This window comes from Pseudomonas sp. GNP014 (assembly GCF_054344005.1).
This window is the reverse complement of sequence record NZ_JBTGUS010000001.1, coordinates 4,474,606-4,500,766: the sequence shown is the minus strand read 5'-3', so window position 1 is coordinate 4,500,766 and position 26,161 is coordinate 4,474,606. Positions and strand designations below refer to the sequence as shown.

24 protein-coding genes are annotated in these 26,161 nt (G+C 61.2%); 8 read left to right on the top strand and 16 right to left on the bottom strand.

What is annotated here, in order from left to right; translation table 11 throughout:
- Window positions 1-23: 23 nt before the first annotated feature.
- Window positions 24-1,106, top strand: a complete 1,083-nt coding sequence (gene sfnG / locus ACXX9E_RS20220; RefSeq protein WP_222832855.1) for a dimethylsulfone monooxygenase SfnG — start codon at window positions 24-26, stop codon at window positions 1,104-1,106.
- Window positions 1,107-1,228: 122 nt separating this feature from the next.
- On the opposite strand, the gene ACXX9E_RS20215 is transcribed toward sfnG, so the two are convergent.
- Window positions 1,229-1,708: a nuclear transport factor 2 family protein gene (locus ACXX9E_RS20215; RefSeq protein WP_123468908.1), complete on the bottom strand. Its 480-nt coding sequence runs from the start codon at window positions 1,706-1,708 to the stop codon at window positions 1,229-1,231.
- Between the two features lie 56 nt (window positions 1,709-1,764).
- Window positions 1,765-2,328 carry a TetR/AcrR family transcriptional regulator gene (locus tag ACXX9E_RS20210; RefSeq protein WP_128614592.1) on the bottom strand — a complete coding sequence of 188 codons (564 nt, stop codon included), beginning with the start codon at window positions 2,326-2,328 and terminating at the stop codon, window positions 1,765-1,767.
- Window positions 2,329-2,533: 205 nt separating this feature from the next.
- Here ACXX9E_RS20210 and pssA point away from each other — a divergent pair, with 205 nt between their 5' ends.
- Window positions 2,534-3,877 (top strand): CDP-diacylglycerol--serine O-phosphatidyltransferase, encoded by a 1,344-nt coding sequence (gene pssA / locus ACXX9E_RS20205; protein ID WP_128614593.1) that lies wholly within the window; start codon window positions 2,534-2,536, stop codon window positions 3,875-3,877.
- Window positions 3,878-4,001: 124 nt separating this feature from the next.
- On the opposite strand, the gene efeO (ACXX9E_RS20200) is transcribed toward pssA, so the two are convergent.
- Genes efeO (ACXX9E_RS20200) through efeU form a run of 4 tightly spaced genes read right to left on the bottom strand, consistent with a single transcriptional unit; the run spans window position 4,002 to window position 8,227 of the window.
- Window positions 4,002-4,826, bottom strand: coding sequence for an iron uptake system protein EfeO (gene efeO, locus ACXX9E_RS20200; RefSeq protein ID WP_222832856.1), 825 nt, complete (start codon window positions 4,824-4,826; stop codon window positions 4,002-4,004).
- A gap of 25 nt (window positions 4,827-4,851) precedes the next feature.
- On the bottom strand, window positions 4,852-6,150 hold the full coding sequence (gene efeB / locus ACXX9E_RS20195; RefSeq protein WP_123468902.1) for an iron uptake transporter deferrochelatase/peroxidase subunit: 1,299 nt from the start codon (window positions 6,148-6,150) through the stop codon (window positions 4,852-4,854).
- 17 nt (window positions 6,151-6,167) lie between these two features.
- Complete coding sequence (efeO, locus tag ACXX9E_RS20190; RefSeq protein WP_458556056.1) at window positions 6,168-7,367, bottom strand: iron uptake system protein EfeO; 1,200 nt, start codon at window positions 7,365-7,367, stop codon at window positions 6,168-6,170.
- 8 nt (window positions 7,368-7,375) lie between these two features.
- Entirely contained in the window at window positions 7,376-8,227 is an 852-nt protein-coding gene (gene efeU / locus ACXX9E_RS20185; protein WP_123468900.1) for an iron uptake transporter permease EfeU, read from the bottom strand.
- 283 nt (window positions 8,228-8,510) lie between these two features.
- Here efeU and ACXX9E_RS20180 point away from each other — a divergent pair, with 283 nt between their 5' ends.
- The 6 genes from ACXX9E_RS20180 to ACXX9E_RS20155 all read left to right on the top strand — a co-directional run bounded on the left by ACXX9E_RS20180 (window position 8,511) and on the right by ACXX9E_RS20155 (window position 15,526).
- A complete protein-coding gene (locus ACXX9E_RS20180) occupies window positions 8,511-9,527 on the top strand; it encodes an AraC family transcriptional regulator (RefSeq protein WP_267794657.1) in 1,017 nt (338 codons plus the stop codon).
- Window positions 9,528-9,773: 246 nt separating this feature from the next.
- Window positions 9,774-11,438 (top strand): AMP-binding protein, encoded by a 1,665-nt coding sequence (locus ACXX9E_RS20175; protein ID WP_267794658.1) that lies wholly within the window; start codon window positions 9,774-9,776, stop codon window positions 11,436-11,438.
- Between the two features lie 15 nt (window positions 11,439-11,453).
- Window positions 11,454-12,215: an SDR family NAD(P)-dependent oxidoreductase gene (locus tag ACXX9E_RS20170; RefSeq protein WP_108562077.1), complete on the top strand. Its 762-nt coding sequence runs from the start codon at window positions 11,454-11,456 to the stop codon at window positions 12,213-12,215.
- Between the two features lie 12 nt (window positions 12,216-12,227).
- Entirely contained in the window at window positions 12,228-13,421 is a 1,194-nt protein-coding gene (locus ACXX9E_RS20165; RefSeq protein ID WP_458556055.1) for an acetyl-CoA C-acyltransferase, read from the top strand.
- Window positions 13,422-13,562: 141 nt separating this feature from the next.
- The gene (locus ACXX9E_RS20160) at window positions 13,563-14,690 is read left to right on the top strand and encodes an acyl-CoA dehydrogenase (protein WP_123468892.1); all 1,128 of its coding nucleotides are present in this window, start codon (window positions 13,563-13,565) and stop codon (window positions 14,688-14,690) included.
- A gap of 62 nt (window positions 14,691-14,752) precedes the next feature.
- Complete coding sequence (locus ACXX9E_RS20155; protein ID WP_123468890.1) at window positions 14,753-15,526, top strand: enoyl-CoA hydratase; 774 nt, start codon at window positions 14,753-14,755, stop codon at window positions 15,524-15,526.
- Window positions 15,527-15,643: 117 nt separating this feature from the next.
- Here ACXX9E_RS20155 and ACXX9E_RS20150 read toward each other — a convergent pair whose 3' ends face one another.
- The 10 genes from ACXX9E_RS20150 to ACXX9E_RS20105 all read right to left on the bottom strand — a co-directional run bounded on the left by ACXX9E_RS20150 (window position 15,644) and on the right by ACXX9E_RS20105 (window position 26,015).
- Window positions 15,644-16,795: an acyl-CoA dehydrogenase family protein gene (locus ACXX9E_RS20150; RefSeq protein WP_123468888.1), complete on the bottom strand. Its 1,152-nt coding sequence runs from the start codon at window positions 16,793-16,795 to the stop codon at window positions 15,644-15,646.
- Window positions 16,796-16,798: 3 nt separating this feature from the next.
- Window positions 16,799-17,905 (bottom strand): enoyl-CoA hydratase/isomerase family protein, encoded by a 1,107-nt coding sequence (locus tag ACXX9E_RS20145; RefSeq protein WP_123468886.1) that lies wholly within the window; start codon window positions 17,903-17,905, stop codon window positions 16,799-16,801.
- 260 nt (window positions 17,906-18,165) lie between these two features.
- On the bottom strand, window positions 18,166-18,855 hold the full coding sequence (locus tag ACXX9E_RS20140) for an HPP family protein (RefSeq protein WP_458556054.1): 690 nt from the start codon (window positions 18,853-18,855) through the stop codon (window positions 18,166-18,168).
- Window positions 18,856-19,011: 156 nt separating this feature from the next.
- A complete protein-coding gene (locus tag ACXX9E_RS20135) occupies window positions 19,012-20,190 on the bottom strand; it encodes an MFS transporter (RefSeq protein WP_123468882.1) in 1,179 nt (392 codons plus the stop codon).
- Between the two features lie 81 nt (window positions 20,191-20,271).
- On the bottom strand, window positions 20,272-21,621 hold the full coding sequence (locus tag ACXX9E_RS20130; RefSeq protein ID WP_458556053.1) for an MmgE/PrpD family protein: 1,350 nt from the start codon (window positions 21,619-21,621) through the stop codon (window positions 20,272-20,274).
- On the bottom strand, window positions 21,618-22,520 hold the full coding sequence (locus ACXX9E_RS20125) for a polysaccharide deacetylase family protein (protein ID WP_336346652.1): 903 nt from the start codon (window positions 22,518-22,520) through the stop codon (window positions 21,618-21,620). Before ACXX9E_RS20125 ends, ACXX9E_RS20130 begins: the two co-directional genes overlap by 4 nt.
- Window positions 22,513-23,361 carry a polysaccharide deacetylase family protein gene (locus tag ACXX9E_RS20120; RefSeq protein ID WP_447807469.1) on the bottom strand — a complete coding sequence of 283 codons (849 nt, stop codon included), beginning with the start codon at window positions 23,359-23,361 and terminating at the stop codon, window positions 22,513-22,515. Before ACXX9E_RS20120 ends, ACXX9E_RS20125 begins: the two co-directional genes overlap by 8 nt.
- A 137-nt stretch (window positions 23,362-23,498) precedes the next feature.
- Complete coding sequence (locus tag ACXX9E_RS20115; protein ID WP_458556052.1) at window positions 23,499-24,323, bottom strand: ABC transporter substrate-binding protein; 825 nt, start codon at window positions 24,321-24,323, stop codon at window positions 23,499-23,501.
- Between the two features lie 38 nt (window positions 24,324-24,361).
- The gene (locus ACXX9E_RS20110; protein WP_123468872.1) at window positions 24,362-25,126 is read right to left on the bottom strand and encodes an amino acid ABC transporter ATP-binding protein; all 765 of its coding nucleotides are present in this window, start codon (window positions 25,124-25,126) and stop codon (window positions 24,362-24,364) included.
- 10 nt (window positions 25,127-25,136) lie between these two features.
- The gene (locus ACXX9E_RS20105) at window positions 25,137-26,015 is read right to left on the bottom strand and encodes an amino acid ABC transporter permease (protein ID WP_123468870.1); all 879 of its coding nucleotides are present in this window, start codon (window positions 26,013-26,015) and stop codon (window positions 25,137-25,139) included.
- Between the last annotated feature and the right edge of the window lie 146 nt (window positions 26,016-26,161).

The window sequence follows — 26,161 nt, the reverse complement described above, 5'->3', positions numbered from 1 at the left end:
CCCAATGTCCCGAGGACACGCCAATGAGCAAGCACGCGGTGAAATTCGCCTACTGGGTACCGAACGTCAGTGGCGGGCTGGTGGTCAGCAAGATCGAGCAGCGCACCGACTGGGGCATCGACTACAACCGCAAACTGGCGCAACTTGCCGAGGCGGCAGGTTTTGAGTATGCGCTGACACAGATTCGCTTCACCGCCGGCTATGGCGCTGAGTTCCAGCATGAATCGGTGGCGTTCAGTCACGCGCTGCTGGCCGCCACCCACACACTCAAGGTGATCGCGGCCATTCTGCCGGGGCCGTGGCAACCGGCCCTGGCGGCGAAACAGCTGGCGACTATCGACCAGCTCACCAACGGCCGTATTGCCGTGAACATCGTCAGTGGCTGGTTCAAGGGCGAGTTTCAAGCGATTGGCGAGCACTGGCTGGAACACGACGAGCGCTATCGGCGTTCCGAGGAATTTATCCGTTCGCTGCGCGGGATCTGGAGTGAGGACAACTTTACCTTCCGTGGCGACTTCTACCGGTTTGACCATTACAGCCTCAAACCGAAACCGCTGGGGCGTCCGGAGATCTTCCAGGGCGGCAGTTCACGGGCAGCGCGCGACATGGCGGCGCGGGTGTCGGACTGGTATTTCACCAACGGCAACAGTGTCGAAGGGATCAAGGCCCAGGTCGATGACATTCGCGGCAAAGCCGCGGCGAATAATCACTCGGTGAAGATCGGCGTCAATGCCTTCGTCATTGCACGTGACACCGAAGCAGAGGCGCGGGCCGTGCTGGCGCAGATCATTGATCAGGCCGATCCGGAAGCGGTGAATGCCTTTGGTGACGCCGCAAAGCAGGCGGGCAGGGCCTCGCCGGAAGGTGAGGGCAACTGGGCGAAGTCGACCTTTGAGGACCTGGTGCAATACAACGACGGCTTCAAGACCAACCTGATCGGCACGCCGTTGCAGATTGCCGAGCGGATTGTGGCGTTGAAAGCGGTGGGCGTGGATCTGGTGCTGGCGGGGTTTCTGCACTTTCAGGAGGAGGTGGAGTATTTCGGCAGACGGGTGTTGCCGCTAGTGCGCGAGCTTGAGGCCGAAAAGACGGCCGCCATCGCCTGAATCCAACAAATCTCCTGGAGGCGTGAGCCTGCTCGCGATGGCGGCGTGTCAGTCAACATTCAGGTTGAGTGTTCAGACGCTGTCGCGAGCAGGCTCACTCCTGCAATTGGATCTGCGTGAACTTACAGACCGAGGTCTGACAGCCCCGGATGATCATCCGGGCGTCGGCCCAGCGGCCAGTGGAACTTGCGTTCGCTTTCCTTGATCGGCATGTCGTTGATGCAGGCATAACGCTGGAACATCAGGCCATGCTCATCGAACTCCCAGTTTTCATTGCCATAAGAGCGGAACCAGTTGCCGGAGTCGTCATGCCATTCGTAGGCGTAGCGCACAGCGATGCGGGTGTCCGAGTAGGCCCAGAGCTCCTTGATCAGGCGATAGTCCAGTTCCTTGGCCCATTTGCGGGTCAGGAAGGCTTTGGCTTCTTCGCGGTTGTTGGCGAATTCGGCGCGGTTGCGCCATTTCGTGTCGAGGGTGTAGGCCAGCGACACTCTTTCCGGGTCGCGGGAGTTCCAGCCATCCTCGGCCAGGCGAACTTTTTCAATCGCCGATTCACGGTTGAAGGGGGGTAATGGCGGACGTACCTGGGCTGCAGTAGACATGTTCAGTCTCCCGATCTCATTAATAGTTAAACAACGTGTCCGGCTTATTTAAGGCGTTACAGGTCCAATAACTTACGCGCCATGCATTGCGCATTATCAGCGGCACTGTGATCACCCATCACAAGCGCTACGGTAATGGCACCGTCAATCAGGATCAGCAATTGTCTGGCCAGCAATTGCGGATCTTCGGCGCCATGTTCGGTACACAGCTCGCACAGGTAGTCGAGCAGCTTCTGTTTGTGGTCTTTGGCGACCTGGCGCACCGGGTCCTGAGGATCACCGGTCTCGCCACTGGTATTGATAAAGGCACAGCCACGGAAGCCTTCCGAGGCGAACCAGCCCTTGAGTACGGTAAACAGGTTGATCAGGCGCTTGGCCGGGGTTTCGGCCTGATCGACAGCATTTCGGTACCAATGCATCCAGCGCACATCGCGGCGTTGCAAAGCGGCGACGGTCAGCTCCTCCTTGTTGGCGAAGTAGCGGTAGATGCTTTTTCTGGAGACGCCGGCGGTTTTCACCAGCAGATCCATCCCGGTGGCAGCGATGCCACTCTTGTAGATCAGCTTTTCGGTGACATCCAGAATGATGTCGCGGGTCGAGGTGTCTGTGATTTCGTTCATGCGGCCAACAGTAGAACGATCGTTCTCCTTGGTCAAGTGTTGTTTTTTGATCGCTTTCGCGAACAGGCTCGCTCCCACAGAGGATTGCATTTCAAATGCAGGAGCGAGCTCGCTCGCGAAGGCTTCATTACAGACACTTACGAGACCCGAACCGAGTGATGGTGTAAGCTCTCGGGTTCTTCGGATTCGACCCATTGCGAGCCCTATGCCGTTGCTTTTCAAACGCTCTCTGCTGCCCAAACTGCGCAGCTTCCCGCTGACCGCCGAGGCCGTGACCATTCTGTCCGGCGCCGCCGAGTTTCGTCGTAGCCTGCTGGAGAAAATCGCCACGGCGACCCGGCGCATCTACATCGTCGCGTTGTATCTGCAACAGGACGAGGCCGGTCAGGAAATTCTCGATGCCTTGCACGCCGCCAAACTCAAGCGCCCAGAGCTTGAAATTGCCGTGGTGGTCGACTGGCTGCGGGCTCAGCGTGGCCTGATCGGCGCGGGCAAACAGCCGGGGAATTCGGCGTGGTATCAGGAAATGACCCGCACGCACCAGAGCGAAGTGCCGGTCTACGGCGTGCCGGTGCAAACCCGCGAGCTGTTCGGCGTCCTGCATCTGAAGGGCTTTGTCATCGACGATTGCGTGGTCTACAGCGGCGCGAGCCTGAACAACGTCTACCTGCACAAGTTCGAAAAGTACCGGTTCGACCGTTACCATGTGCTGCACAGCCGCGAACTGGCGGACTCGATGCATCACCTGGTCAAGCATGGCCTGATCGAATCCAAGGCTGTGCATCGCCTCGACCTGCCGAACCTGCCGACCACCCGCAGCCTGCGCAACGACATAGGCGACCTGCGCAGCCGGCTCAAATACGCGACTTACGACACTGCAGCCGGCAGCACGGCGCACACCGGTCTGTCGGTGAGTCCGTTACTCGGCGTGGGCAAGAACAACCCGCTGAACCGGGCGATCCTCGAGTTGATCGCCAGCGCGCAACAGCAACTGACGATCTGTACGCCGTACTTCAACCTGCCGCTGGGAGTGATTCGCGAGATCAACCGTGCGTTGGCCCGTGGCGTGAAGATCGACATTGTGGTCGGCGACAAAACCGCCAATGACTTCTACATCCCGCCAAGCGAACCGTTCAAGGTGATCGCGGCGCTGCCGTATCTGTACGAGATCAGCTTGCGCCGCTTTGCCAAGCGGCATCAGCGCAACATCGACAGCGGCCAGTTGAACCTGCACCTGTGGCGGGATGGCGACAACACCTATCACCTCAAGGGCATGTGGATCGATCAGCGTTATACCTTGCTGACCGGCAACAACCTCAATCCACGGGCGTTCCGTCTCGACCTGGAAAATGCGCTGCTGATTGATGACCCGCAAGGCGAATGGCTGGCACCACGGGCGAAGGAACTGGAGGAGATTTTCCGCAACACCACGCGAATTGCCAGCTTCCAGAACCTGGAGACCTTGCCGGAGTACCCGGCGGCGGTGGCGAAGTTTTTGAAGCGGGTGAGCAGGGTGCGGATCGAGCGGTTGCTCTACCGGATTTTGTAAACCTTCAGGTTATTCAGGGCGGTTGAAACCGCTATCGCGAGCAGGCTCACTTCTACAGGGGAATGCATTCCAACTGGAGGAGTGAGCCTGCTCGCGATGGGGCCCTGAAAGCCTCCACATCAAATCAGTTCAGACCCAGCTTGCCACGCAACGTGGAAAGGTCTTCCGCCAAGGTATTGACCGGGCCAACCAGCGCCTTGCGGTCGTTGTCTTTGACTTTGTCATACGTCTCGAAACCACCGTCCCTGGTCTTGTATTTGGCGAGGATCTTGTCCACGGTGGCAAAATTCTTGTCGACTTTGGCGACAAACGCCTTGTCCTGTTTCTCGATCTGCGGACGGAACAGGTCGACGATTTTCTTCGCACCGTCGATGTTGCCCTGGAAGTCGTACAGGTCGGTGTGGCTGTAGCGGTCTTCTTCACCGGAGATCTTGGTCGCGGCGACTTCTTCGAGCAGCGCGGCGGCACCACCGACGACTTTTTCCGGCGGGAAGGTCAGGCCGGCGACGCGGGTTTGCAGGTCTTTCACATCACTGTCCAGTTTGTCCGCCAGGGCGCTCAGACCTTCGGTGCTCTTCTCCGAGAACAGCGAGTATTCGAGGCGATGGAAACCGGTGAAGTCTTCGGCCTTGACGCCTTTTTCGTGGTCGTCGACCCGGGAGTCGATGGACGCATCGAGGTCGCTGAACAGCTCGGCAATCGGTTCGATCGACTCGTAGTAGACGCGGGTCGGCGCGTAGAGCTTTTGCGCGGTGGCCAGATCGCCTTTCTTCACCGCATCGGTGAATTGTCTGGTGTGGCTGCCCAGCTCATCCAGCTGCTCGGTGACGTAGATCTTGTAGTCCGACACCGGGCCGACCAGATCCAGCGGCGCGGTCGCGGCGAACGCCGACAGTGGGGTGTTGAGCAAACCGAGGGTCAGCAGTAACGCGAGTGGCGACTTTTTCATGGAGCGGCTCCGAGGTTTTTTATGGTTAGGCAGCTGTTTTGGGTTGGGTGGCGTTGAGCAGCGAGCGACCGATGAAGTCCTTGTCGCCGGTGACACCCGGCAGGGTGAAGAAGTAACCGCCGCCGACCGGTTTGAGGTATTCCTCCAGCGGTTCGCCGTTGAGCCGGGTCTGTACGGTGATGAAGCCTTTTTCCAGGTCGGCCTGGTAGCAGATGAACAGCAGGCCCATGTCGAGCTGGCCGTTCTTGTTCACGCCGTTGGAGTAGTTGAACGGCCGGCGCAGGATCAGGTTGGCCTGGCTCGCGGCGGTGCGCGGGTTGGCCAGGCGAATGTGCGCGTCGAGCTTGGTCAGCTTGCCTTCCGGGTCTTTGCTGTAATCCGGGACCTCGGTTTCGTGCCGGGCGCCCATCGGTGCGCCCGTGGTCTTGACCCGGCCGATGATGCTTTCCTGTTCTTGCAGCGGCGTGCGGTCCCAGCGTTCGACGAAGTTGCGGATGATCCGCACTGCTTGATAGCTGCCATGCGCCGCCCAGGCGGGTTCATCGCTGCCTGGTTGCACCCAGACAATCGTGTCCATCGCCTTGGCGTCGTTGGAATCGGGGTTGGCCGAGCCGTCGCGAAAACCGAGGAAGTTGCGCGCCGATTGGGCAGGCACTCCCGGTTTGGCCGGGGCTTGCGGCGGCACGCTGCCTTCCTGCTTCCAGCGCACCAGCAACAGATCCGGCAGGTTCTTGACGATGTCGCGCAGCGCGTGAATGTTAGTGTCGGCGGTGTTCGAGCAGAACTGCAGGCCCAAGTCGCCGTGGCAGCAATCGGCCTCCAGCGCATCGTTGGGGAAACCGACCATGCGTTGCAGGCGCTTGGGTTTGGCGGCGGCCAGACCAAAGCGCTCATCGAACAGCGAGTCACCTACCGACACGGTGATGGTCAGGTTGTCCGGGGTCACGACCGGGCCGAGGATGCCGGAATCCGGCGGCGGCAGTTTCGGGTCGATCTGCGCCACCGGGCCGCCCGTCATCAGGAACGCGATGCGTTCGTTGAGGGTGCGGAACAGCCGCTCGAGGTCTTCGCGATCGCTGGCCAATACGTCAAAGGAAACGAACATGCCGGACGCCGGACGCGGGGTGACGATGCCGGTCTGGTGCACACCATGGAAATCGTGACGGTCTTCGGTCTTGTCGCTGCTCGGCGCTTCGGTGACTTGCGCCGGCGCCGCAGCCATGGCGGGGCAACTCAGGGCCGAACCGGCCAGTGCGACACCGGCGACACCCATGCCCATCAGGAGGCGGCGACGTTGCAGATCGAGGTTTTGCAAATCTTTCATCGGTATTCGTCTTCTGCTTACAGGCCGGAGAGGCCGAGGGCGGGATCAATGCCATCCAGGGCGTGGGCAAGTGCCCTGGCCTTGTCGGCGATCTGTTTACGTTGTTCGCCGCTGACGGTGTCGTAAGTGGCGTAGCCGTCCTTGACCTTGAAGCTGCTCAGTACGGTGTCGAAATCGCTCAGCGCGGCATCAATTTTCGGCAGCAGATCCGGCGCCGATTTCGTCAGCATCGGCCGCAGCAGCTCGGCCACTTTGTGTGCGGTTTCCAGGTTGCTGGCGAAGCCGTTGAGATCGCCGTGGCTGTAGCGTTCCTCTTCACCGCTGGCGGCGCGCACGTCAGCCAAGGTGTTGAGGTTGCGCACCACGATGTTGACCAACTGCTCCGGCAGCAGTGACTGGGCCAGCAGTTGTTGTTTGAGGGTGCTGACGTCGCCCAGCAGACGCTCGGCCACCGGGTTCAATCCGTCGAGGCTGCGTTGCTGGAACAGGGCGTATTCCACGCGGTGGAAGCCGACGAAGGCCGGGTCCTGCTCGCGTTTTTCGAAATAATCGGCGCGGGCGTTGATGCTGTTGTCCAGTTCGGCCAGGCGTTGCGCCGCCGGTGCCAGACGCTGATAGGCGGCACGGGCTGGCAGGTACAACGCCTGCGCCTGACTCAGGTCGCCGCTGGCGATCGCCTGATTCAGCGCCGTGACGGCTTTGATCAGCGCACTGCTTTGGCTGGCCAGATACACGCGAAACTCCGACAGCGGCCCCACGAAAGCCACCATCGACGGTCTGGCTTTGGCGGCGGCATCCGATGCGGCGGTTGGCGTTACGTGCAGCACGCCGCGCGGGTTGCTCAACAGCCCGCAAGTGATGGCGTAGTCGCCGGGTTGCAGGTTGGCGTTGATCACCTGGCTCAGGCCCGGCGCGATGTTCTCGCGCTCTTCGATCACCAGCACGCCGTCGAGGATTTCCCATTCCACCGCCCGGTCGGAGCGGTTGACGATGCGGAAACTGGCACGGCCGGCCGGTACGCTCAGCTCGTTCGGATCGCAGCTGCGGGCGTTGATGTTGACCACCACTTCGTCATGGTTGTGCTGACGCTTGGCCGCGGCCATTTTCGAGGCGTAGTAGAACAGGCCTCCGGCAGCGATCATCACGACCACCGAACCGGCCACCGCCCAGCGCAAGGCGCGGGGAGGCGAGGCCTGAGGAGTATTAGGCTTTGACATGGGTGCCCTTATTGGCTGGAAACGGAAGACGATTTGCCGGCTGACTGGGTGCCGGAGGGCGCGGCGGGCAGGAAAAACATCACCAGTGCCACCAGCAGATAGATCAGGTACGCGCCGAGGGTGCTGACGGTCGGCGCATCCTGATAACCGAACATGCCGGCCAGCACCGAGCCCAGCGGGCCATCCATCGGCAGCGTCGCGCTGAAGTCGAAGAGCACGGTCTGCAGGTGGTTCCATACGCCGGCTTCATGCAGCGCCTGTACCGAGTTGGCGAGGATGCCGGCGGCGACCACGAGGATGAACAGCCCGGTCCACTTGAAGAACGCCGACAGGTTCAGGCGCATGCTGCCGCTGTAGATCAGGAAACCGACGACGATGGCTAAAATCAACCCGAGCAGGGCGCCGATCGGCGCGCCCGGGCCTTCGCTCTGCTGGAACACGGCGAGCAGGAAAAACACGGTTTCCAGGCCTTCACGGGCCACGGCAAAGAACACCATGGCGATCAGTGCGATCACCTGGTGCCTTGAAGACGTCAGCGCTTGGTCCAGCGAGGCTTGCAGCGAATGCTTGATTGAGCGCGCGACCTTGCGCATCCAGAACACCATCGAACTGAGAATGCCCACGGCCACCAGCCCGACTACGCCTTCGAACAGTTCCTGCTGCTTTTGCGGGAACTCGGCACTGACCAGTTCCAGACCACCGCCCACCAGCAGGGCGAGGGCGGCGGCGAGGAATACGCCGATCCATACGGCGGGCATCCACTGGCCACGACCGGTTTGTTGCAGGTAGCTGGCGATGATGCCAACGATCAGCGCGGCTTCGATGCCTTCACGCAGCATGATCAGAAAGGGAACGAGCATTCGGTGTCCACTAAGTCATTCGAAGAGGTTACAAGTTGTAACATAATGACAACCATTCTCACATGACAATGATTGACATAAACCTGAACGCAAGCTGAACAACCTGTTTTTTGCCACGCACAAATCCCTGTGGGAGCGAGCTTGCTCGCGAAGGCGGCTGACCGGTCGACATCTCTGTGACTCACCCAACGCTTTCGCGAGCAAGCTCGCTCCCACAGGGGATCTGAGTCGTGTTTGGGTTAAGATGCCCGTCCCTCGAAAACAACAAGGCTTGCCTCGCTCCATGTCGGAAAAAGACACCATCGCCGTGCAACTGGTGCGTGAAGCGCTGCTGCAAAGTTGTGCCCCGGGCGTGGCCACGGAAGATGTCTTGAACAAGGTCGGTATCGACTCGGCCGTGCTGCAAAGCGCAGAAGGCCGGGTACCCGCTGCGCAATACGCAAAACTCTGGCGCTTGCTGGCCCGGCGTGGCGATGACGAGTTCTTCGGCATGGACCCGCGCCCGCTCAAGTCCGGCAGCCTCGAGTTCCTCTGTCGCAGCGCCATGGCCCAACCGACCCTGGCCGCCGGCCTGGGCATGGGCCTGAGTTTTCTCTCGTTGATGCTGGAAAAAATGCCGGCGCAACTTGTGCATCAGCAAAGCCTGGCGGAAGTGGTGCTGCTCGAAGACGACCCCGAACCGCGCCGCGCCTTCACCTATTTCACCTACTGGATGATCGTCCACGGCGTGGCCTGCTGGCTGGCCGGGCGGCGGATTCCGATTCTGGCGATCGAACTGCGTTGCGCCGAACCGGACTTTTGCGATGACTACCGGGTGATGTTCTCGGAAAACCTGCGGTTCGAGCGTCCGCGCACGCGGATGATCTTCGCCGCCGATTGCCTCGACCTGCCGATCAAGCGTACAGCCGAGGAACTGAAACGCTTTCTGGCCCATGCGCCAGCAAACATCCTGGTGAAGTATCGCGACCCGGAGAGCCTTGCCAGCCGGATCAAGCACAATCTGCGGCAGTTGCCCGCCGAACACTGGCCGGAAACCGAGGCCCTGGCGCAGCAACTGTGCATGTCCGCCTCGACCCTGCGCCGACGCTTGTCGGAAGAAGGCCAGACTTATCAGGGCCTGAAGGACAGCGTGCGCAAGGAACTGGCGATCACCTGGCTGGCGGAGCCGTCGATCAGTTTTGTCGAGATCGCCACGCGGCTGGGGTTTGCCGATGCGAGTTCGTTCTACAAGGCGTTTCGCAAGTGGTCGGGGTCGAATCCGGGGCATTACCGCACCTTGATCCTGAACGAAGCGCTCTGATCCTGCACAGGCATTGATCGCTCTGACCTCATCGCTGGCAAGCCAGCTCCCACAGGTTTTGCGCTAACCCTGTGGGAGCTGGCTTGCCAGCCATAGGGCCGGTCAAGGCAACACATACTTTGATCCTTGGCCAAACCAGTCAGCCAACTTGATGGCTTTGACCATTGCCGCCTCCGCGCCGCAGCGCGACTATCCCTGTGTTGTTTACGGTTCCCAACCTAATAAAAACACCGAGGGATTCTGGCAATGCGCGATTACTTGTCTGCCACCGAACAGTTCAACTATCAGCACACCGTGGACGCTGCGCTCAGCGGTTCGCTGGAGGCGCTCAACGCCTGCGTCGAATGTTGCGACCGTCACGCCTTGCCGGGGCGCATCGCGTTGTTCTGGGAGGGCCGCGACGGCGCCAGTGCGACCTACACCTTCAGTGACCTGCAGGACAAAGCCGCACGGTTCGCCAATTTCCTTCTGGCCCAGGGCGTGCAGAAGGGCGACAAGGTTGCCGGCCTGCTGCCGCGCAATATCGAACTGCTGATCACCGTGTTCGCCACCTGGCGTATCGGTGCGGTGTATCAGCCGCTGTTCACCGCGTTCGGCCCCAAGGCCATCGAACATCGCCTGAACAGCTCCGGCGCCAAAGTGGTGGTCACCGATGCGACCAACCGGCCGAAACTCGCCGAAGTCGGCGATTGCCCGACTGTGGTCACCGTTGGCGGCGCCAAGGGCCAGGGCATTGTCCGTGGCGACTTCAGTTTCTGGGCCGAACTGGCCAACTATTCCAACGTCTGTGAGCCGGTATTGCTGACGGGCGAGGAGCCGTTCCTGCTGATGTTCACCTCGGGCACTACCGGCCCGTCGAAAGCGCTATCAGTGCCGCTCAAGGCGATCGTCGCGTTCCAGAGCTACACCCGCGACGCGGTGGATTTGCGTCCTGAAGACTCATTCTGGAATGTCGCCGATCCGGGCTGGGCCTATGGCATCTATTTCGGCGTCACCGGCCCGATGGCCATGGGGCATCCGATCACCTTCTATGATGGCCCGTTCACTCTCGAAAGCACCTGCCGGGTGATCAACAAGTACAACATCACCAACCTCACCGGTTCGCCGACGGCCTATCGTCTGCTGATCGCCGGCGGCAACGAATTCGCCAAGTCGATCAAGGGCAAGCTGCGCATCGTCAGCAGCGCCGGCGAGCCGCTGAACCCGGAAGTGATCCGCTGGTTCGCCGACAACCTCGGCGTAGTCATTCACGACCATTACGGCCAGACCGAACTGGGCATGGTCCTGTGCAACCACCACGGCCTGGAGCACCCGATCCACCTCGGTGCCGCCGGTTTCGCCTCGCCGGGCCATCGCATCGTGGTGCTCGACGAGCACTGCAACGAACTTGGCGTCGGCCAGCCGGGGATTCTTGCCATCGACCGTCCGCAATCGCCGATGTGCTGGTTCGCCGGCTATGAAGGCGTGCCGACCAAGGCCTTCGTCGGCAACTACTACCTCAGCGGCGACACTGTGGAGTGGAACCCGGACGGCAGCATCAGCTTCGTCGGCCGCAGCGATGACGTAATCACCACATCCGGTTATCGCGTCGGTCCGTTCGATGTCGAAAGTGCGCTGATCGAGCACCCGGCGGTGGTCGAAGCGGCGGTGGTCGGCAAGCCGGATCCGGAGCGCACCGAACTGGTCAAGGCCTTCGTCGTGCTCAACCCGCAATACCGCGCCGAACCGGCGCTGGCCGAAGAGCTGCGGCAACACGTGCGCAAGCGTCTGGCCGCGCATTCATACCCGCGTGAAATCGAATTTGTCAGCGAATTGCCGAAAACCCCAAGCGGCAAATTGCAGCGCTTTATCTTGCGCAACCAGGAAATCGCCAAGGCTCAAGAGGCCGCGGCGCACAACGTTTCAGCTTGAATCAGGAAGTCAGTCATGCAGATCGAGAACAAGGTTTTTATCGTCACCGGCGGCGCGTCCGGCCTGGGTGCCGCCACTGCTGAATTGCTGGTCAACGCCGGCGCCAAAGTGATGCTGGTGGACATGAACGCCGAAGCCGTTGCCGCCCAGGCCCAGCGCCTCGGCGCGCAAAGCGTGGTCGCCGACATCAGCAACGAGGCCGCTGCCGAAGCAGCGGTGCAGGCGACGGTCAAAGCCTTTGGCAGTCTCAATGGTCTGGTCAACTGCGCCGGCATCGTCCGGGGCGAGAAGATCCTCGGCAAGAACGGCCCGCATGCGCTGTCCAGTTTTGCCCAGGTGATCAACGTCAACCTGATCGGCAGCTTCAACATGCTGCGTCTGGCCGCGGCGGCTATCGCCGAAAGCGACGCGAATGCCGACGGCGAACGCGGGGTGATCATCAACACCGCTTCGGTGGCCGCGTTCGACGGCCAGATCGGCCAGGCCGCGTATTCCGCCTCCAAAGGCGCGATTGCCAGCCTGACCCTGCCGGCCGCCCGTGAACTGGCGCGCTTCGGCATCCGCGTGATGACCATCGCCCCGGGCATTTTCGAAACGCCGATGATGGCCGGCATGACCCCGGAAGTCCGCGACTCCCTCGCTGCCGGCGTGCCATTCCCGCCACGCCTGGGCAAACCGGCGGAGTACGCTGCGCTGGTTCGGCATATCATCGAAAACAGCATGCTCAACGGTGAGGTGATCCGTCTCGACGGCGCCTTGCGCATGGCCGCCAAGTAAGGAGGATTTGTCATGACTATTTCCAATGATCCGATTGTTATCGTCAGCGCCGTCCGCACGCCGATGGGCGGTTTCCAGGGCGAACTGAAAAGCCTCAGCGCCCCGCAACTCGGTGCTGCGGCGATCAAAGCCGCCATTGAACGCGCCGGAGTTGCCAGCGACGCGGTCGACGAGGTGCTGTTCGGTTGCGTGTTGCCGGCTGGCCTCGGCCAGGCGCCGGCACGTCAGGCAGCACTCGGTGCCGGGCTGGACAAATCCACCCGCTGCACCACAGTCAACAAGATGTGCGGCTCCGGCATGGAAACCACCATTCTGGCTCACGACATGTTGCTGGCCGGCAGCGCCGACGTGGTGATCGCCGGCGGCATGGAAAGCATGTCCAACTCGCCATACCTGCTGGACCGTGCTCGCGCCGGTTATCGCATGGGCCATGGCCGGGTGCTGGATTCGATGTTCCTCGACGGCCTCGAAGACGCCTACGACAAGGGCCGCCTGATGGGCACCTTCGCCGAAGATTGCGCCGAAACCAACGACTTCAGCCGTGAAGCGCAGGACGCCTTTGCCATTGCCTCGACTACCCGCGCCCAGCAGGCGATCAAGGACGGCAGCTTCAAGGACGAGATCGTGCCGCTGACGGTGACTGTCGGTAAAGAGCAGGTGCTGATCAGCAACGACGAGCAGCCGCCGAAAGCCAAACTGGACAAGGTTGCCTCGCTGAAACCGGCGTTCCGCGAAGGCGGCACGGTGACGGCAGCGAACTCCAGCTCGATCTCTGACGGCGCTGCGGCTCTGGTGCTGATGCGCCAGTCGCAAGCGCAGAAGCTTGGCCTCAAGCCGCTGGCGGTAATTCACGGCCATGCGGCGTTTGCCGACACCCCGGGCCTGTTCCCGGTGGCGCCGATCGGTGCGATCAAGAAGCTGGTGAAGAAGACCGATTGGGCGCTGGATCAGGTCGATCTGTTTGAAATCAACGAAGCGTTCGCCGTGGTGGCGATGGCGGCGATGACCCATCTGGAAATCCCCCACGACAAACTCAACGTGCATGGCGGCGCCTGCGCGCTGGGCCACCCGATTGGCGCCTCGGGCGCGCGGATTCTGGTGACCTTGCTCTCGGCCCTGCGCCAGAAAGGCTTGAAGCGCGGGATTGCGGCGATCTGCATCGGCGGTGGTGAAGCCACGGCCATGGCGCTGGAATGCGTCTATTGAAGTTGACACTCGTCTCTGTGGGAGCGGGCTTGCCCGCGATGGGGCCGTGTCAGTGAACGTATCGGCCACATGACACTCCGTCATCGCGGGCAAGCCCGCTCCCACAGGGTTCTGTGTTGCAACCCTGATTAAGGATTCACCATGATTCCCAACGAAGACCAAACCCAGATCCGCGACATGGCCCGGCAGTTTGCCGAGGAACGCCTGAAACCGTTCGCCGCCGAGTGGGATCGCGAGCACCGTTTCCCCAAGGAAGCCATCGGCGAAATGGCCGGGCTGGGCTTTTTCGGCATGCTCGTGCCGGAGCAGTGGGGCGGCTGTGACACCGGTTACCTGGCTTACGCCATGGCCCTGGAAGAAATCGCTGCCGGCGACGGCGCCTGCTCGACCATCATGAGCGTGCACAACTCGGTGGGGTGCGTGCCGATCCTCAAGTTCGGCAACGATGACCAGCGTGAACGTTTCCTCAAGCCTCTGGCCAGCGGCGCCATGCTCGGCGCTTTCGCCTTGACCGAGCCGCAGGCCGGCTCCGACGCCAGCAGCCTGAAAACCCGCGCACGGCTGGAGGGCGATCACTATGTGCTCAACGGCTGCAAACAGTTCATCACCTCCGGGCAGAACGCCGGGATCGTGATCGTGTTTGCGGTGACCGACCCGAGCGCCGGCAAACGCGGAATCAGCGCGTTTATCGTGCCTACCGATTCGCCGGGCTATAAAGTCGCCCGGGTCGAAGACAAGCTCGGCCAGCACGCGTCCGACACCTGCCAGATTCTTTTCGAAGACGTGAAGGTGCCGGTGGCCAACCGTTTGGGCGAAGAGGGAGAGGGCTACAAGATTGCCCTGGCCAACCTTGAAGGCGGGCGCGTTGGCATCGCTTCGCAAGCGGTGGGCATGGCCCGTGCCGCGTTCGAAGCGGCGCGCGATTACGCCCGTGAACGCGACACCTTTGGCAAGCCGATCATCGAACACCAAGCCGTTGCCTTCCGCTTGGCCGACATGGCCACGCAGATCGCCGTCGCCCGGCAAATGGTGCATTACGCCGCCGCCCTGCGTGACAGCGGCCAGCCAGCACTGGTCGAGGCCTCGATGGCGAAACTGTTCGCCTCGGAAATGGCCGAGAAGGTCTGCTCAATGGCGTTGCAGACGCTGGGCGGTTACGGTTACCTCAACGACTTCCCGCTGGAGCGCATCTACCGCGACGTGCGCGTCTGCCAGATCTACGAAGGCACCAGCGACATTCAGCGCATGGTCATCTCTCGAAACCTTTAAATCCACCCTCTGCAGGAGCTGCCGCAGGCAGTTCCTGCAGTGCAAGCATTCAGGAGTTTTATATGAGCTACGAAACGATTCTGCTGGAAGTCCACGACCGTGTTGGCCTGATCACCCTGAACCGCCCCCAGGCGCTGAATGCACTGAATGCGCAACTGGTCAGCGAAGTGAATCACGCCCTCGATGGCCTGGAAGCGGATGCGAACATCGGCTGCATCGTTATCACCGGTTCGAAAAAAGCCTTCGCCGCCGGTGCCGATATCAAAGAAATGGCCGAGCTGACTTACCCGCAGATCTACATGGATGATCTGTTCAGCGACAGCGATCGCGTCGCCAACCGTCGCAAGCCGATCATTGCGGCAGTCAACGGCTTCGCCCTCGGTGGCGGCTGCGAATTGGCGCTGATGTGCGACTTCATCCTGGCCGGTGACAACGCCAGATTCGGTCAGCCGGAAATCAACCTCGGCGTGCTTCCGGGTATGGGCGGCACCCAGCGCCTGACCCGTGCCGTGGGCAAGGCCAAGGCCATGGAAATGTGCTTGAGCGGGCGCATGATCGACGCGGTGGAAGCCGAGCGTTGCGGCATCGTCGCACGGATCGTGCCGAGTGATGAGTTGCTCGACGAAGCGCTGAAGGTCGCCGCGGTGATTGCCGGCAAGTCGCTGCCGATTGCGATGATGGTCAAGGAAAGCGTCAACCGTGCCTTTGAGGTCAACCTGACCGAAGGCGTGCGCTTCGAGCGCCGAGTGTTCCATGCGGCGTTTGCCACGCAGGATCAGAAGGAAGGGATGGCGGCGTTTGTGGCCAAGCGGGCGCCGGAGTTTCAGGGCAAATAATGCAACCTTTGAGCTGACCTCATCGCGAGCAGGCTCGCTCCTACAGTGGAATTGCGGTTGACACAGGTTCTGTGTACATCCGAAGACCCTGTAGGAGTGAGCCTGCTCGTGATGCTTTTAGAGCTGGTAGTTCTTCAGCTCCCGCGCAATCACCATCCGCTGAATCTCGCTCGAACCTTCATAAATCTGGGTAATCCGTGCATCGCGGTAGTACTTCTCCACCGGATAGTCCTCCAGATACCCATACCCGCCATGAATCTGAATCGCCGAGGAGCAGACCTTCTCGGCCATCTCCGACGCGAACAGCTTGGCCTGCGATGCCTCCGACAAGCACGGCTTGCCCGCCGTCCGCAGTCGCGCCGCATGCAAAATCATCAAGCGCGCGGCGTTGATTTGCATCTGCATGTCGGCCAGCAGGTTGGCAATGCTCTGGTGTTCGTTGATCGGTTTGCCGAACTGGATGCGATCGCGGGAATACACCAGCGCCGCTTCGAACGCGGCGCGAGCAATGCCGAGCGCCTGAGCCGCGATGCCAATGCGGCCGCCCTCAAGGTTGGACAAGGCAATCGCCAGGCCCTTGCCGCGCTCGCCGAGCAGATTGGCCTCGGGAATGCTGCAGCTGTTGAGCGTCACCGCACAGGTGTCGGAGGCACGGATGCCCATTTTGTGTTCGGTGCGATCAACAATGAAACCGGGGGTATCGGTGGGTACGAGGAACGCCGAAATGCCTTTCTTGCCCAAGTCCGGATCGGTCACCGCAAACACGATTGCCAGTTTCGCCCGTTTGCCGTTGCTGACAAATTGCTTGGCGCCGTTGATCACCCACTGGCCGTCGCGCAGTTCGGCGCGGGTGCGCAGGTTGTGCGCTTCGGAGCCGGCCTGTGGTTCGGTCAGGCAGAAACAGCCAATCACCTGACCGCTGGCGAGGTCGGCCAGCCAGGTGTTTTTCTGCGCTTCGCTGCCGTAATTCATGACCGGCCCACAGCCCACCGAGTTGTGGATGCTCATGAAGGCGCCGGTCGCGCCGTCGCCTGCGGAAATCTCTTCCACGGCCAGGGCGTAGGCCACGTAATCGACGTAAGTGCCGCCCCATTCTTCAGGTACGACCATGCCGAGCAAACCCAGCTCACCCATCTTCGCCACCAGCGCGTCATCAATCCAGCCAGCCTTTTCCCAGGCCTGCGCGTGAGGCGCGATCTCGCCACGGGCAAAGTCCCGGGCCATGTCGCGGATCATTACTTGTTCTTCAGTCAGTTCGAGATCGTGCATGGCTCAGCTCCCGCTCTCAGCAAACCCGTGGAAGAAACTCGCGACATGCGCAGCGTCCAGCGCAGCGAGGGTCGGCGGGTTCCAGCGTGGTGTCTTGTCTTTGTCGATCAGCAAGGCGCGCACGCCTTCGATCAGGTCGCCGCGCTCGAACCACTGGCGATCCAGATGCAGTTCGAGGGCGAAGCAGTGTTCCAGGCTCAAGTGCCGGCCACGACGGAGCATCTCCAGCGTCACGGCCATGGCCAGCGGCGAACGGGTTTCCAGAAGGTCCGCGGTGGCGGTTGCCCATTCGTGGCTGTCGGCAACCGTGACTGCACGCAGTTGCTCGACCATGCTCGGCACATCGGGCAAAGCGAAGAAGTGGTCGATGACCGGACGCAGTTTTTGCAGCGGTGCATCGGCCAGGGTCTGCACGCCGTTTTTTGCGAGCAGGCTTTGCAGGTCCTTGAGCGGCGTGTCATGCCATTCCAGGTGATCGAGCTGTTCATCGAGGCTCGCCAGTTTACGGCTGTCGACATACCAGTCGGCCAGCCCGCAATACAGCGCATCGGCCGCGCGGATCTGCACGCCGCTGACACCCAGATAAATTCCCAGCTCACCGGGGATGCGCGGCAGGAAGTAACTGCCGCCGACATCCGGGAAATAACCGATGGCCACTTCCGGCATCGCCAGACGGCTCTTCTCGGTGACCACGCGCAGATCCGCGCCTTGCACCAGGCCCATGCCGCCGCCGAGGACGAAACCGTCCATCAAGGCCAGCACCGGTTTGCGGTAGTGATGAATCGTCAGGTCGAGGGCGTATTCCTCGACGAAGAAATCTTCGTGCAGCGTATCGCCGCTTTTGAAACTGTCGTAAAGGGAACGAATGTCACCGCCAGCGCAGAATGCTTTTTCACCGGCGCCGCGCAGCACCACGGCGCGGACATCGCTGTCGGTTGCCCAGGCGTCGAGCTGCCGTTGCAGTTGGCGAACCATGTCGAGGGTGATGGCGTTGAGGCCGGCGGGGCGGTTGAGGGTCAGGTGACCGATGTGGTTGCGAACCTCGGCCAGCACTTCGTTTTGCGTGGCATCCATGGACGGTGTCCGCGGGGATGAAGCCTGAGCAGTCATCACTAACTCCCTGCTTTTATTGTCTTTATTCGAGAAGCTCGCGCGCGAGCGTTAGCGGATCGTAACAGTGCAAATTTGCCGTGTACAACGGGGATATGTGCAGGGGGAGTTTGCGTTTTTGCAGCAGGCGCAAGATTGTCTTTGTGGCGGGAGCTTGCTCGCGGCGGGCTGCGAAGCGGCCCCATTATTCAACACCATGGGGCTGCCTCTGCTGAGCAGCCGAGCTGGAGCAAGCTCCCTCGCCACAAGGATTCAGGTCGTTATCGAGTGAAGACTTCACCGATGCTACGACGCTTGGCGTGCAGTTCGCTGGCATGAATCAGTTGTTCGAGATCTTCAGGCGTAACGTCGATAAACGCTTCCATATCCGCCAATGCCAGTTTCAAGTCAGCGGCGGTGATGGCCTGGCTATCGACCGGCGTCATTGCCGGTGCTGGTTCGGCCGGGCGTTTCGGGTAGCGGATGCGCGTCAGGTTGTTGTAGGTCAGAGCGCTGAGCAGCATGCACGCGGCGGCGAGCATCACCGGTTCCATGGCCTTCCAGTCCATTGCGATGGTGGCTGGATCGGCCAGCACCAGCGTCAGCGCGAGCGCACCAGCCGGTGGGTGCAGGCAACGCAGCCAGCACATCAGGATCAACGCCATGCCCGCCGCCAGGCAAGCGCTGCCGAGGGTTCGGCCGAGGACGTGGGCCACCAGCAGCGCGACAACGCTGGCGCACAAGTAGCCGCCGATGATCGACCATGGCTGTGCGAGGGCGCCGGAAGACACGGCAAATAGCAACACGGCTGAAGCGCCCAGCGGCCCGATCAGGTGATACGCGACCTCGATGCCGAACACCTGACTGCACGCCCACACACTGAACAAGGTGCCCAGCGCCATGCCGATGGCGGCGCGGCTCCATTCGGTGGGGCGGGTGTTGATGGCAGCGGGCAACCAGCGAGCGAGCATTTAAATCGGGTCCTTTCAGCAAATTCGAGGCAAAAAAAAGGACTGTCCGGCAATCCGGAAAGTCCTCGAAGCGTTCCAACTATTGGGGGAGGAACGCGCACAGTGTGCCGTGCAAACTCGATGCTGACAAATTCATATAAATGCTGCTTCAGTGCATTATTTTTGAGTTAAAGCGACGCGTCTCCCGCTCATGAAGCACAGCAGTCCACCCATTGCGGTCAACGCGCTCAGCGCATAGAACATCGTTGGCGCCGGAGTGTGCATCAGCAGGAATCCGCAGATCACCGGACTCAACGCGCCGCCCAGAGCCGCCAGATTCTGTGCGCCGTAGTAGCTGCCACGCAATTCTTCCGGAGCCAGGGTGTCGACGAACAGGAACTCCGACGGGTAAATGATCATTTCACCCAGGGTGAAGATGAACATCGCGATGCACCAGGTGAGCAGGCTGTTGGCCAGACTGAAACCGATCAACCCAAGAATGAACAGGCTGGTGCCAGCAGCAATCCAGTAGCGCAACTTTTCGCGACTGAGGAAGCGACCGATCTGGTATTGCAGCAGGATCACCGTGATGGCATTGCAGGCGAGCAGGGCGGCCATGGTCTGCAGGGCACTTTTCGAGTCTTCGACCACCAGCAGGTATTGCGACAGGTACAGGGTGAAGCGCCCGTGCACCACGGTGCTGAGCAGGCAACCGCAGGTGAACATGATCAGCGTGCGGTCGTTTTTCAGGGTGAACAGGGTTTTCAGAAAGCTTTGCGGTTGGCCGATGGCGGTAACCGGGCCGGAATCCCTGGGAATCCCGCTCATCAGAAACACACTGGCGAAGGCAATCGCGGCGGCGATCAGGAACGGCGCAACAGGGTAGACCCCGGCAATCACCACGCCGAGCATCGGCCCGGTGGCGTAACCGATGTTGGTCAGCGTATAGCGCAGGGAGAACGCCTTGGCCCGTTGGCTCATAGGCAGGTTTTCACTGAGGATTGCCTTGGAGCCGATCAGGAACAACGCCGAGGCGGTTTCGGTGATGATCAGGGTAACGGTGGTCAGATAAAGGTTTTGGGCGAACGTCAGCAGGACAAAGCCCACGGCGCTGGAAAGCATGGCGAGAATCAGCAACCGGCGCTTTTCCAGGCGGTCGATGATGTAGCCGCCATACAGTGCGAGCAGGGTCGCGATGAACACCGCGATACCCAGGAGCAGACCGACGTCCTGCTGGTTTAGCCCGAGCTTGTTGCTCAGGAACAGTGTGAGCAGCGGACTGGTGATGGCGCGGCTGACCACGATGGTCAGCGAGACGATCATCAGGCGACGGATAACGAGCGAGTAGGTGGCCACGGTGGGGCGAATGTCCTTATTTCAGTTGTTTTTGTGATCGGCTGGGCACCGAGTCGGCTGCATCGCGAGGCGACACACTCATTACATCAGCCACCGATCCAGATCGCCCACAGATTCGAGGCTCTCCAGTCGCCGCACAGCGCCCAGCAACCCGTCAGCCTGCCCGCGCGGTAACACCCGCAACGCCAGGCTGAAAAACTTCTCCTCCAGTGCCGCATCACTCAGCGGATTGCCCGGCGCGCCCAACGGCACCTCGACACACAGGCTGGCCATGCGTCCATCGACGGTTCGAAGTGTCACCCACGGCTCACCATCCTCGGACAGTAGCGGATCGACTTCAAGGTGAATGCGCGCCAGCCACCAGGCGATGTGTGGGTCATGGCGTGGCCCTTCGTCGTAGGCCTCCAGCCGACAGTGGCCATGCACCAGCCGCGACGCAAGCGCATACGGCAGGCTCATTTGCGCTGCAGCCAGACTGCCGACATCGCGCCCGCCACACATGTCTTGCAGGAACGGGCACAAGCGCACCTGTACATCCTCGACCTGATCAGCGCCGACCTGCAGTTGCGCCAGCAACAACCCAAGCGCGTCGATGGCCGAATGCGTTCCGCGACAGGCCGCGTAGGGTTTGATCGAACAACGCGCGAGCTTCCACACCGCGCCCAGATCGGCGTCCAGCGCGTCAGGGCGCGCGTTGTCACCTGCGAAGGTCTTGAGAAAACCACCCCAGACTTCATCGAACAGTAGCGTGGGGCCGCTGATCCCCTCGCGGGCAAACCGCGCCGCCAGCAATCCGCCTTCGGCGGCGCGACCGCTGTGCAGTTTTTTACTCTGTGAGCCGTCGTGGATGAACGCCCACAGACCGCCACTGAAGCTGCCGGCGATGCCCAGCGCGGCCACTGTCTGCTGCACATCCAGGCGCAGAATCCGCGAGCACGCCGCCGCAGCGCCGAACACTCCGCAGGTGGCGGTCGAATGCCAGCCTGCGCCGTTATGCGCCGAATAGCTGCCACAGGCTTCCAGTACACGCCGGCCGATTTCATAGCCGATCACCACGGCCGTGATCAACTCGCGACCACTGATGGTCCTGTCGCTCAACGAAAGCGCAGCCATGATTGCCGGCAACACCACCGCACCGGAGTGATCGCAACCACCGGTGTCGTCCAGTTCCAGCGCATGGGCGGCGATACCATTGAGCAGCGCTGCCTGACCCGCGCCGACCCGAAACGAAGTGCCCCAGACGGGCACCGCACCGGACTCGCTTGCCAGCACGCGCCGCGACTGAAACGCCACGGCGCTGTCCGCCCCGGCCAGCGCTGCGCCAAAGGTGTCGAGGATGTGCCGCTTGGCTTGCTCGACGAGTGCCGGTGGCAAATCGTCGAAGTGTGTCGCGACGCAAAACTGCGCCAGACGCTGCATGCGCTGGGTCATACGAGGTAGTCCCGATAGTGCCGCTCATAGACCGATGCCGGATGATCGGCGCTCACCTGTTGCGCCGATTGCGCCCACCACTGAGCGACCTCGGCGCCGCTGGCGATCCACACGTCGTCATGCTTTTGAATGCCTTGCAGTAATTCGCGCAGCACGCCGATCCGTCCTGGCGTGGCAATGATTTCCGGGTGCAGGCGCAGCACATAGCACAGACCGAACCGGTGGAACCCGGCGAAGTCCATCTGCAGGTTATCCAGCGTATGGCTGTAGGAGGCGATACGCGATTGTGCCGGCGGTACCGCCGGGCTCAGGTTGAAGGCGAAGTACGGCTCGTCTTCCAGTTCGTAATGCAGCGGCAGTTCGATGACATCGGGGGCCGTTGGATGAGCAAACGGCAAGTCGTCGCCACGCCACGATGAGCACCAGCGTATGCCATGACCCTTGAGCGCTTCGATAAACCCTGGCGCGCCGTTGCCGGCGGGAATGCGGAAACCGTTCGGCTGTTCGCCGGTCAATGCGTGGAGCGCGGCACAACCCTTGGCGACCTCGGCACTTTGCGTCGCAAGGTCGAGAAGGTCGTAGTCCAGATGGCGATAGCCGGCGCAGGCAATCTCATGGCCGCCAGCCTTGATCGCCGCAATGTGCTGCGGGTTTTCCTCGGCGACGATACCAGGGACGAACCAACTGCTGGTCACCCCGAGTTCCTCGAACAACCGGAGCAGACGATCGACGCCGCGTTGCGTGCCATAGCGCCACACCGACAGGGTCTTGTCGCGTCCGGCCACTTCCGGGGCCTGAGTCAAAATACCGTGGATGTCGTTGTAATCGACGGTCAGGACCACTGCGCAGCGCTTGCCTTCGGGCCAGACCTGGTTGGGCAAAACAGCGAAGTCAGCCATGGTGATGCTCCTTCAGCCACCAGCGGGCGACGTCGCGGCAAGTGGCAAACCACACGTCATCGCGTTGGCGCATGTGTTCGAAAAGTTGCTCCAGCAACAGGATGCGTCCCGGTTTACCGGTGATTTTCGGGTGAAACAGGGTGGTCAGGCACAGGCCTTCATCCATGGCGCCGTCGTACTCACGCTTCCAGTTATCGAGGGTCAGTGCGTAACTGGCGGTGCGATCCAGTCCCGACGGGAAATTCGGCGCGCGGGTGTAGGCGAGGGAGGCGTAATCGTCCATCTCCCAACGACCGGGGATTTCCACCAGCGGTGTGCTGTGACCGGGGACGTTGACCAGATACGGACGATCATCGCCGCGCATGCTGCTGGAATAGATGACGCCGGCGTCAGCGAGCATCGCCGGGGTTTGTGCGCGCCAGTCGCCGGACGGTGTGCGAAAGCCTTCGGCGCGGATGTGCAGGTGTTGCCAGAACACGTCCCTTGATTTCGCCATCACGGCTTGCTGTTGTTCCAGCGTCAGGGCGTAGAAGGATTCGTGTTTGTAACCGTGGTAGGCCACTTCATGGCCACGTTCGACGATGGCCTGGCACTGCGTTGGCCAGTTCTCCACGACCCAGGCCGGGACGAAGAACGTGGTCGGAATATTAAAGGCGTCGAGCAGATCGAGCAGCCGGGGCAGGGCGCGGTAAGGGCCATAACCACCGAAACCAAAGTATTCGGGCTTGTGCCAGATCGAGCCGTTGAGCATCGCATCGCCGGTCGGGCCGTCGAGGTCGAAGGCCAGGGCGAGGCAGGCTTTGTGCTGCTCGGGCCAGGCCGGTTGAAGCAAGGAGGACATCACAGCGCTCCGTTATTCATGGGTGAACGCCAAATCCTGCAGGAGCTACCGCAGGCTGCGATTTTGATCGTGTTTTCAAGACCAAGATCAAAAGATCGCAGTCCGCGGCAGCTCCTGCAGGGAGCTGCGGCGAAGTGTTACTGGCCGGCGTTGATCGTCACTTCCTTGATCGCGCCCAGCTCCAGGTCCCACTTCTTCAGAATTGCGTTGTAGCTGCCGTCATCGACCATGCTCTGCAACGCGACTTTCACCGCTGCGCTCAGCTCGGGTTTTTTCTTGCTCACGCCAAGGCCAGTGAACTGCACCGAGATCGGCTGGCCGACGGTCTTGTACATGTCCTTTTCCTGGGTCTTGAGGTACGACAGCGTTTCGCTGCCCTGCATCGCCGCATCGATCCGGCTCTGGCGCAGTTGCGCACGGGCGTCGGCCGAGCCTTCGGTGCCGATCACGTTGATCGCCGGTTTGCCGGCCGCCTCACAGTTGGCCTTGCTCCACGCGGCGATTTCCGCCGGGAATGTGGTGCGACGGCTGGTGCCGACTTTCTTGCCGCACAGGTCGATGATCTCGTTGGTCGCGGTGTTCTTCTGCAAGGTGTAGAACTGCGGGCCGCTGGTGAAGTAGTCGACGAAGGTCACACTGGCCTGGCGCTCGGCGGTGTCGGTCATGCCCGACAACACCAGGTCGACGCGGTCGGTGGTCAGCGCATTGATCATTTGCTCGAAGCCGGTTTCCTGCCATTTGATCTTCACCCCCAGACGTTCGGCCAGCGCGTTGCCCAGGTCATAGTCGAGGCCTGTGAGGGTGTTGGTGGCCGGGTCCTTGAAGTCCATCGGCGGATAGTTCGGCATGATTGCCACGACGATCTCGCCTTTTTCCTTGATGCCGGCCGGCAGATCGGCGGCCACGGCAAAACCGCAAGACATGACAGAAGCGAGTGCAGCGGGGATTACGAAATTCTTCATGGTCGTTCTCTTATGAGTGTTGTGGCACCAATCGGTGCTTAGGTTCGAACGGCAGAAATGAAGCTTTGGGTGCGCGGGTTTTGCGGACTTATTAGTATTTCTTCGGGGCTTCCAGCCTCCACGATCTGCCCGCCGTCCATGAACACCATGCGATTGGAAACTTCGCGGGCGAAGCCCAGTTCATGGGTGACGACGATCATGGTCATGCCGGTCTGCGCCAGATCGCGCATCACCGACAGCACCTCACCGACCAGTTCCGGGTCGAGTGCCGAAGTGGGTTCATCGAACAGCATCAGTTTCGGGCGCATGGCCAGGGCCCTGGCGATGGCGACTCGTTGCTGCTGACCACCCGAAAGTTCGATCGGGTAGCTGTTGCGTTTGTCGGCCAGGCCGACGCGGGCCAGCAGTTCCAAGGCTTCTTCGTGGGCTTCCTTGGGCGAACGCTTGAGCACCTGGCACGGGCCTTCGATGATGTTCTGCAGCACAGTCATGTGCGGAAACAGGTTGAAGCGCTGGAACACCATGCCGGTCGCCAGGCGCTGGCGGGCAATCTGCGACTCATTGAGTTCGTGCAGTTTGTTGCCTGCGACCCGATAGCCGACCAGTTCGCCGTCGACCCACAAGCCGCCCTTGTCGATCTTTTCCAACTGGTTGACGCAGCGCAGCAGGGTGCTCTTGCCCGAGCCGGACGGGCCGATGATGCACAGCACTTCGCCTTGCTCGACTTCGATGTTGATGTCCTTGAGCGCGTGGTACTGGTCGTAATACTTGTTCAGGCTGACGGCCTTGACGATGCTTCTCATGTTCGATTCCTCAAGAACGCTTGCCGGCGCCGCGAGCGAAGCGACGCTCCAGACGGCTTTGACCAAAGGACAGCACGGTGACAGTGGCCAGGTACCAGATACCGGCAACGATCAGCAGCTCCATCACTCGGGCGTTGGCGTAGTAAATGTTCTGGGCGTTGTAGAGCAGTTCCGAGTACTGGATCACGCTCGCCAGTGAGGTCATCTTGACCATGCCGATGAATTCGTTGCCGACCGGCGGAATAATGATGCGCATGGCCTGCGGCAGGATGATCCGGCGCAGCGCTTGCAGACGCGGCATGCCGATCGACTTGGCCGCTTCGTACTGTCCGGTGTCCACCGACAGCAGGCCGGCGCGCACCACTTCAGCGGTGTAGGCGCCCTGGTTGATGCTCAAGCCGAGCAGCGCTGCCACGAACGGGGTCATCAGGCTCACGGTGTCGAGTTCGAACAGCCCGGGAATGCCGATGGTGGGGAAAATCAGCGCCAGGTTGAACCACAGCAGCAGTTGCAGAATCAGCGGCGTACCGCGAAACAGCCAGGTGTAGGTCAGCGCCACGTAGCGCAGGATCGGGTTGGCCGACATGCGCATGATCGCCGTGATCACCCCGAACACGATGCCCAGCGCCATCGCCAGGACGGCCATGATGATGGTGTTGAACAGGCCCCACATGATCGCCTGGGAGGTCAGGAACTGGCCGATGTACGACCATTCGATCTTGCCTTCGGCGAAGGCGCGCACCAGGCCGATGATCGCGATGACGATCAGCGTGGCGAAAAAAATCCGCCCGTAGTAGCGCCGTGGCACATGCTGGTACTGGGTGATATCGAACTGGTTTTCCGCCAGTTTACGCTCCGCCTGGAGTCGTTCTGCCTGAGTCTGGCTCATGGTGTTTCTCCGAACTGTACTTTCAAATCCAACACGATCACTGTGGGAGCGAGCTCGCTCGCGAATAGGCCGTGTCAGGCGACATCGAGGTTGAATGACACACCGCATTCGCGAGCAAGCTCGCTCCCACAAGGTTATGTGCCATG

Excerpts from the sequence above, each read along its gene's own strand:
- sfnG (WP_222832855.1), top strand. The coding sequence starts at position 24 with ATGAGCAAGCACGCGGTGAAATTCGCCTACTGGGTACCGAACGTCAGT.
- ACXX9E_RS20130 (WP_458556053.1), bottom strand. The coding sequence starts at position 21,621 with ATGACCCAGCGCATGCAGCGTCTGGCGCAGTTTTGCGTCGCGACACAC.
- ACXX9E_RS20145 (WP_123468886.1), bottom strand. The coding sequence starts at position 17,905 with ATGACTGCTCAGGCTTCATCCCCGCGGACACCGTCCATGGATGCCACG.
- ACXX9E_RS20115 (WP_458556052.1), bottom strand. The coding sequence starts at position 24,323 with ATGAAGAATTTCGTAATCCCCGCTGCACTCGCTTCTGTCATGTCTTGC.
- ACXX9E_RS20120 (WP_447807469.1), bottom strand. The coding sequence starts at position 23,361 with ATGTCCTCCTTGCTTCAACCGGCCTGGCCCGAGCAGCACAAAGCCTGC.
- ACXX9E_RS20210 (WP_128614592.1), bottom strand. The coding sequence starts at position 2,328 with ATGAACGAAATCACAGACACCTCGACCCGCGACATCATTCTGGATGTC.
- ACXX9E_RS20180 (WP_267794657.1), top strand. The coding sequence starts at position 8,511 with ATGTCGGAAAAAGACACCATCGCCGTGCAACTGGTGCGTGAAGCGCTG.
- ACXX9E_RS20140 (WP_458556054.1), bottom strand. The coding sequence starts at position 18,855 with ATGCTCGCTCGCTGGTTGCCCGCTGCCATCAACACCCGCCCCACCGAA.
- ACXX9E_RS20170 (WP_108562077.1), top strand. The coding sequence starts at position 11,454 with ATGCAGATCGAGAACAAGGTTTTTATCGTCACCGGCGGCGCGTCCGGC.
- ACXX9E_RS20110 (WP_123468872.1), bottom strand. The coding sequence starts at position 25,126 with ATGAGAAGCATCGTCAAGGCCGTCAGCCTGAACAAGTATTACGACCAG.
- efeO (WP_458556056.1), bottom strand. The coding sequence starts at position 7,367 with ATGTCAAAGCCTAATACTCCTCAGGCCTCGCCTCCCCGCGCCTTGCGC.
- ACXX9E_RS20215 (WP_123468908.1), bottom strand. The coding sequence starts at position 1,708 with ATGTCTACTGCAGCCCAGGTACGTCCGCCATTACCCCCCTTCAACCGT.
- ACXX9E_RS20160 (WP_123468892.1), top strand. The coding sequence starts at position 13,563 with ATGATTCCCAACGAAGACCAAACCCAGATCCGCGACATGGCCCGGCAG.
- efeB (WP_123468902.1), bottom strand. The coding sequence starts at position 6,150 with ATGAAAGATTTGCAAAACCTCGATCTGCAACGTCGCCGCCTCCTGATG.
- ACXX9E_RS20165 (WP_458556055.1), top strand. The coding sequence starts at position 12,228 with ATGACTATTTCCAATGATCCGATTGTTATCGTCAGCGCCGTCCGCACG.
- ACXX9E_RS20175 (WP_267794658.1), top strand. The coding sequence starts at position 9,774 with ATGCGCGATTACTTGTCTGCCACCGAACAGTTCAACTATCAGCACACC.
- ACXX9E_RS20125 (WP_336346652.1), bottom strand. The coding sequence starts at position 22,520 with ATGGCTGACTTCGCTGTTTTGCCCAACCAGGTCTGGCCCGAAGGCAAG.
- ACXX9E_RS20105 (WP_123468870.1), bottom strand. The coding sequence starts at position 26,015 with ATGAGCCAGACTCAGGCAGAACGACTCCAGGCGGAGCGTAAACTGGCG.
- pssA (WP_128614593.1), top strand. The coding sequence starts at position 2,534 with ATGCCGTTGCTTTTCAAACGCTCTCTGCTGCCCAAACTGCGCAGCTTC.
- efeU (WP_123468900.1), bottom strand. The coding sequence starts at position 8,227 with ATGCTCGTTCCCTTTCTGATCATGCTGCGTGAAGGCATCGAAGCCGCG.
- efeO (WP_222832856.1), bottom strand. The coding sequence starts at position 4,826 with ATGAAAAAGTCGCCACTCGCGTTACTGCTGACCCTCGGTTTGCTCAAC.
- ACXX9E_RS20155 (WP_123468890.1), top strand. The coding sequence starts at position 14,753 with ATGAGCTACGAAACGATTCTGCTGGAAGTCCACGACCGTGTTGGCCTG.
- ACXX9E_RS20150 (WP_123468888.1), bottom strand. The coding sequence starts at position 16,795 with ATGCACGATCTCGAACTGACTGAAGAACAAGTAATGATCCGCGACATG.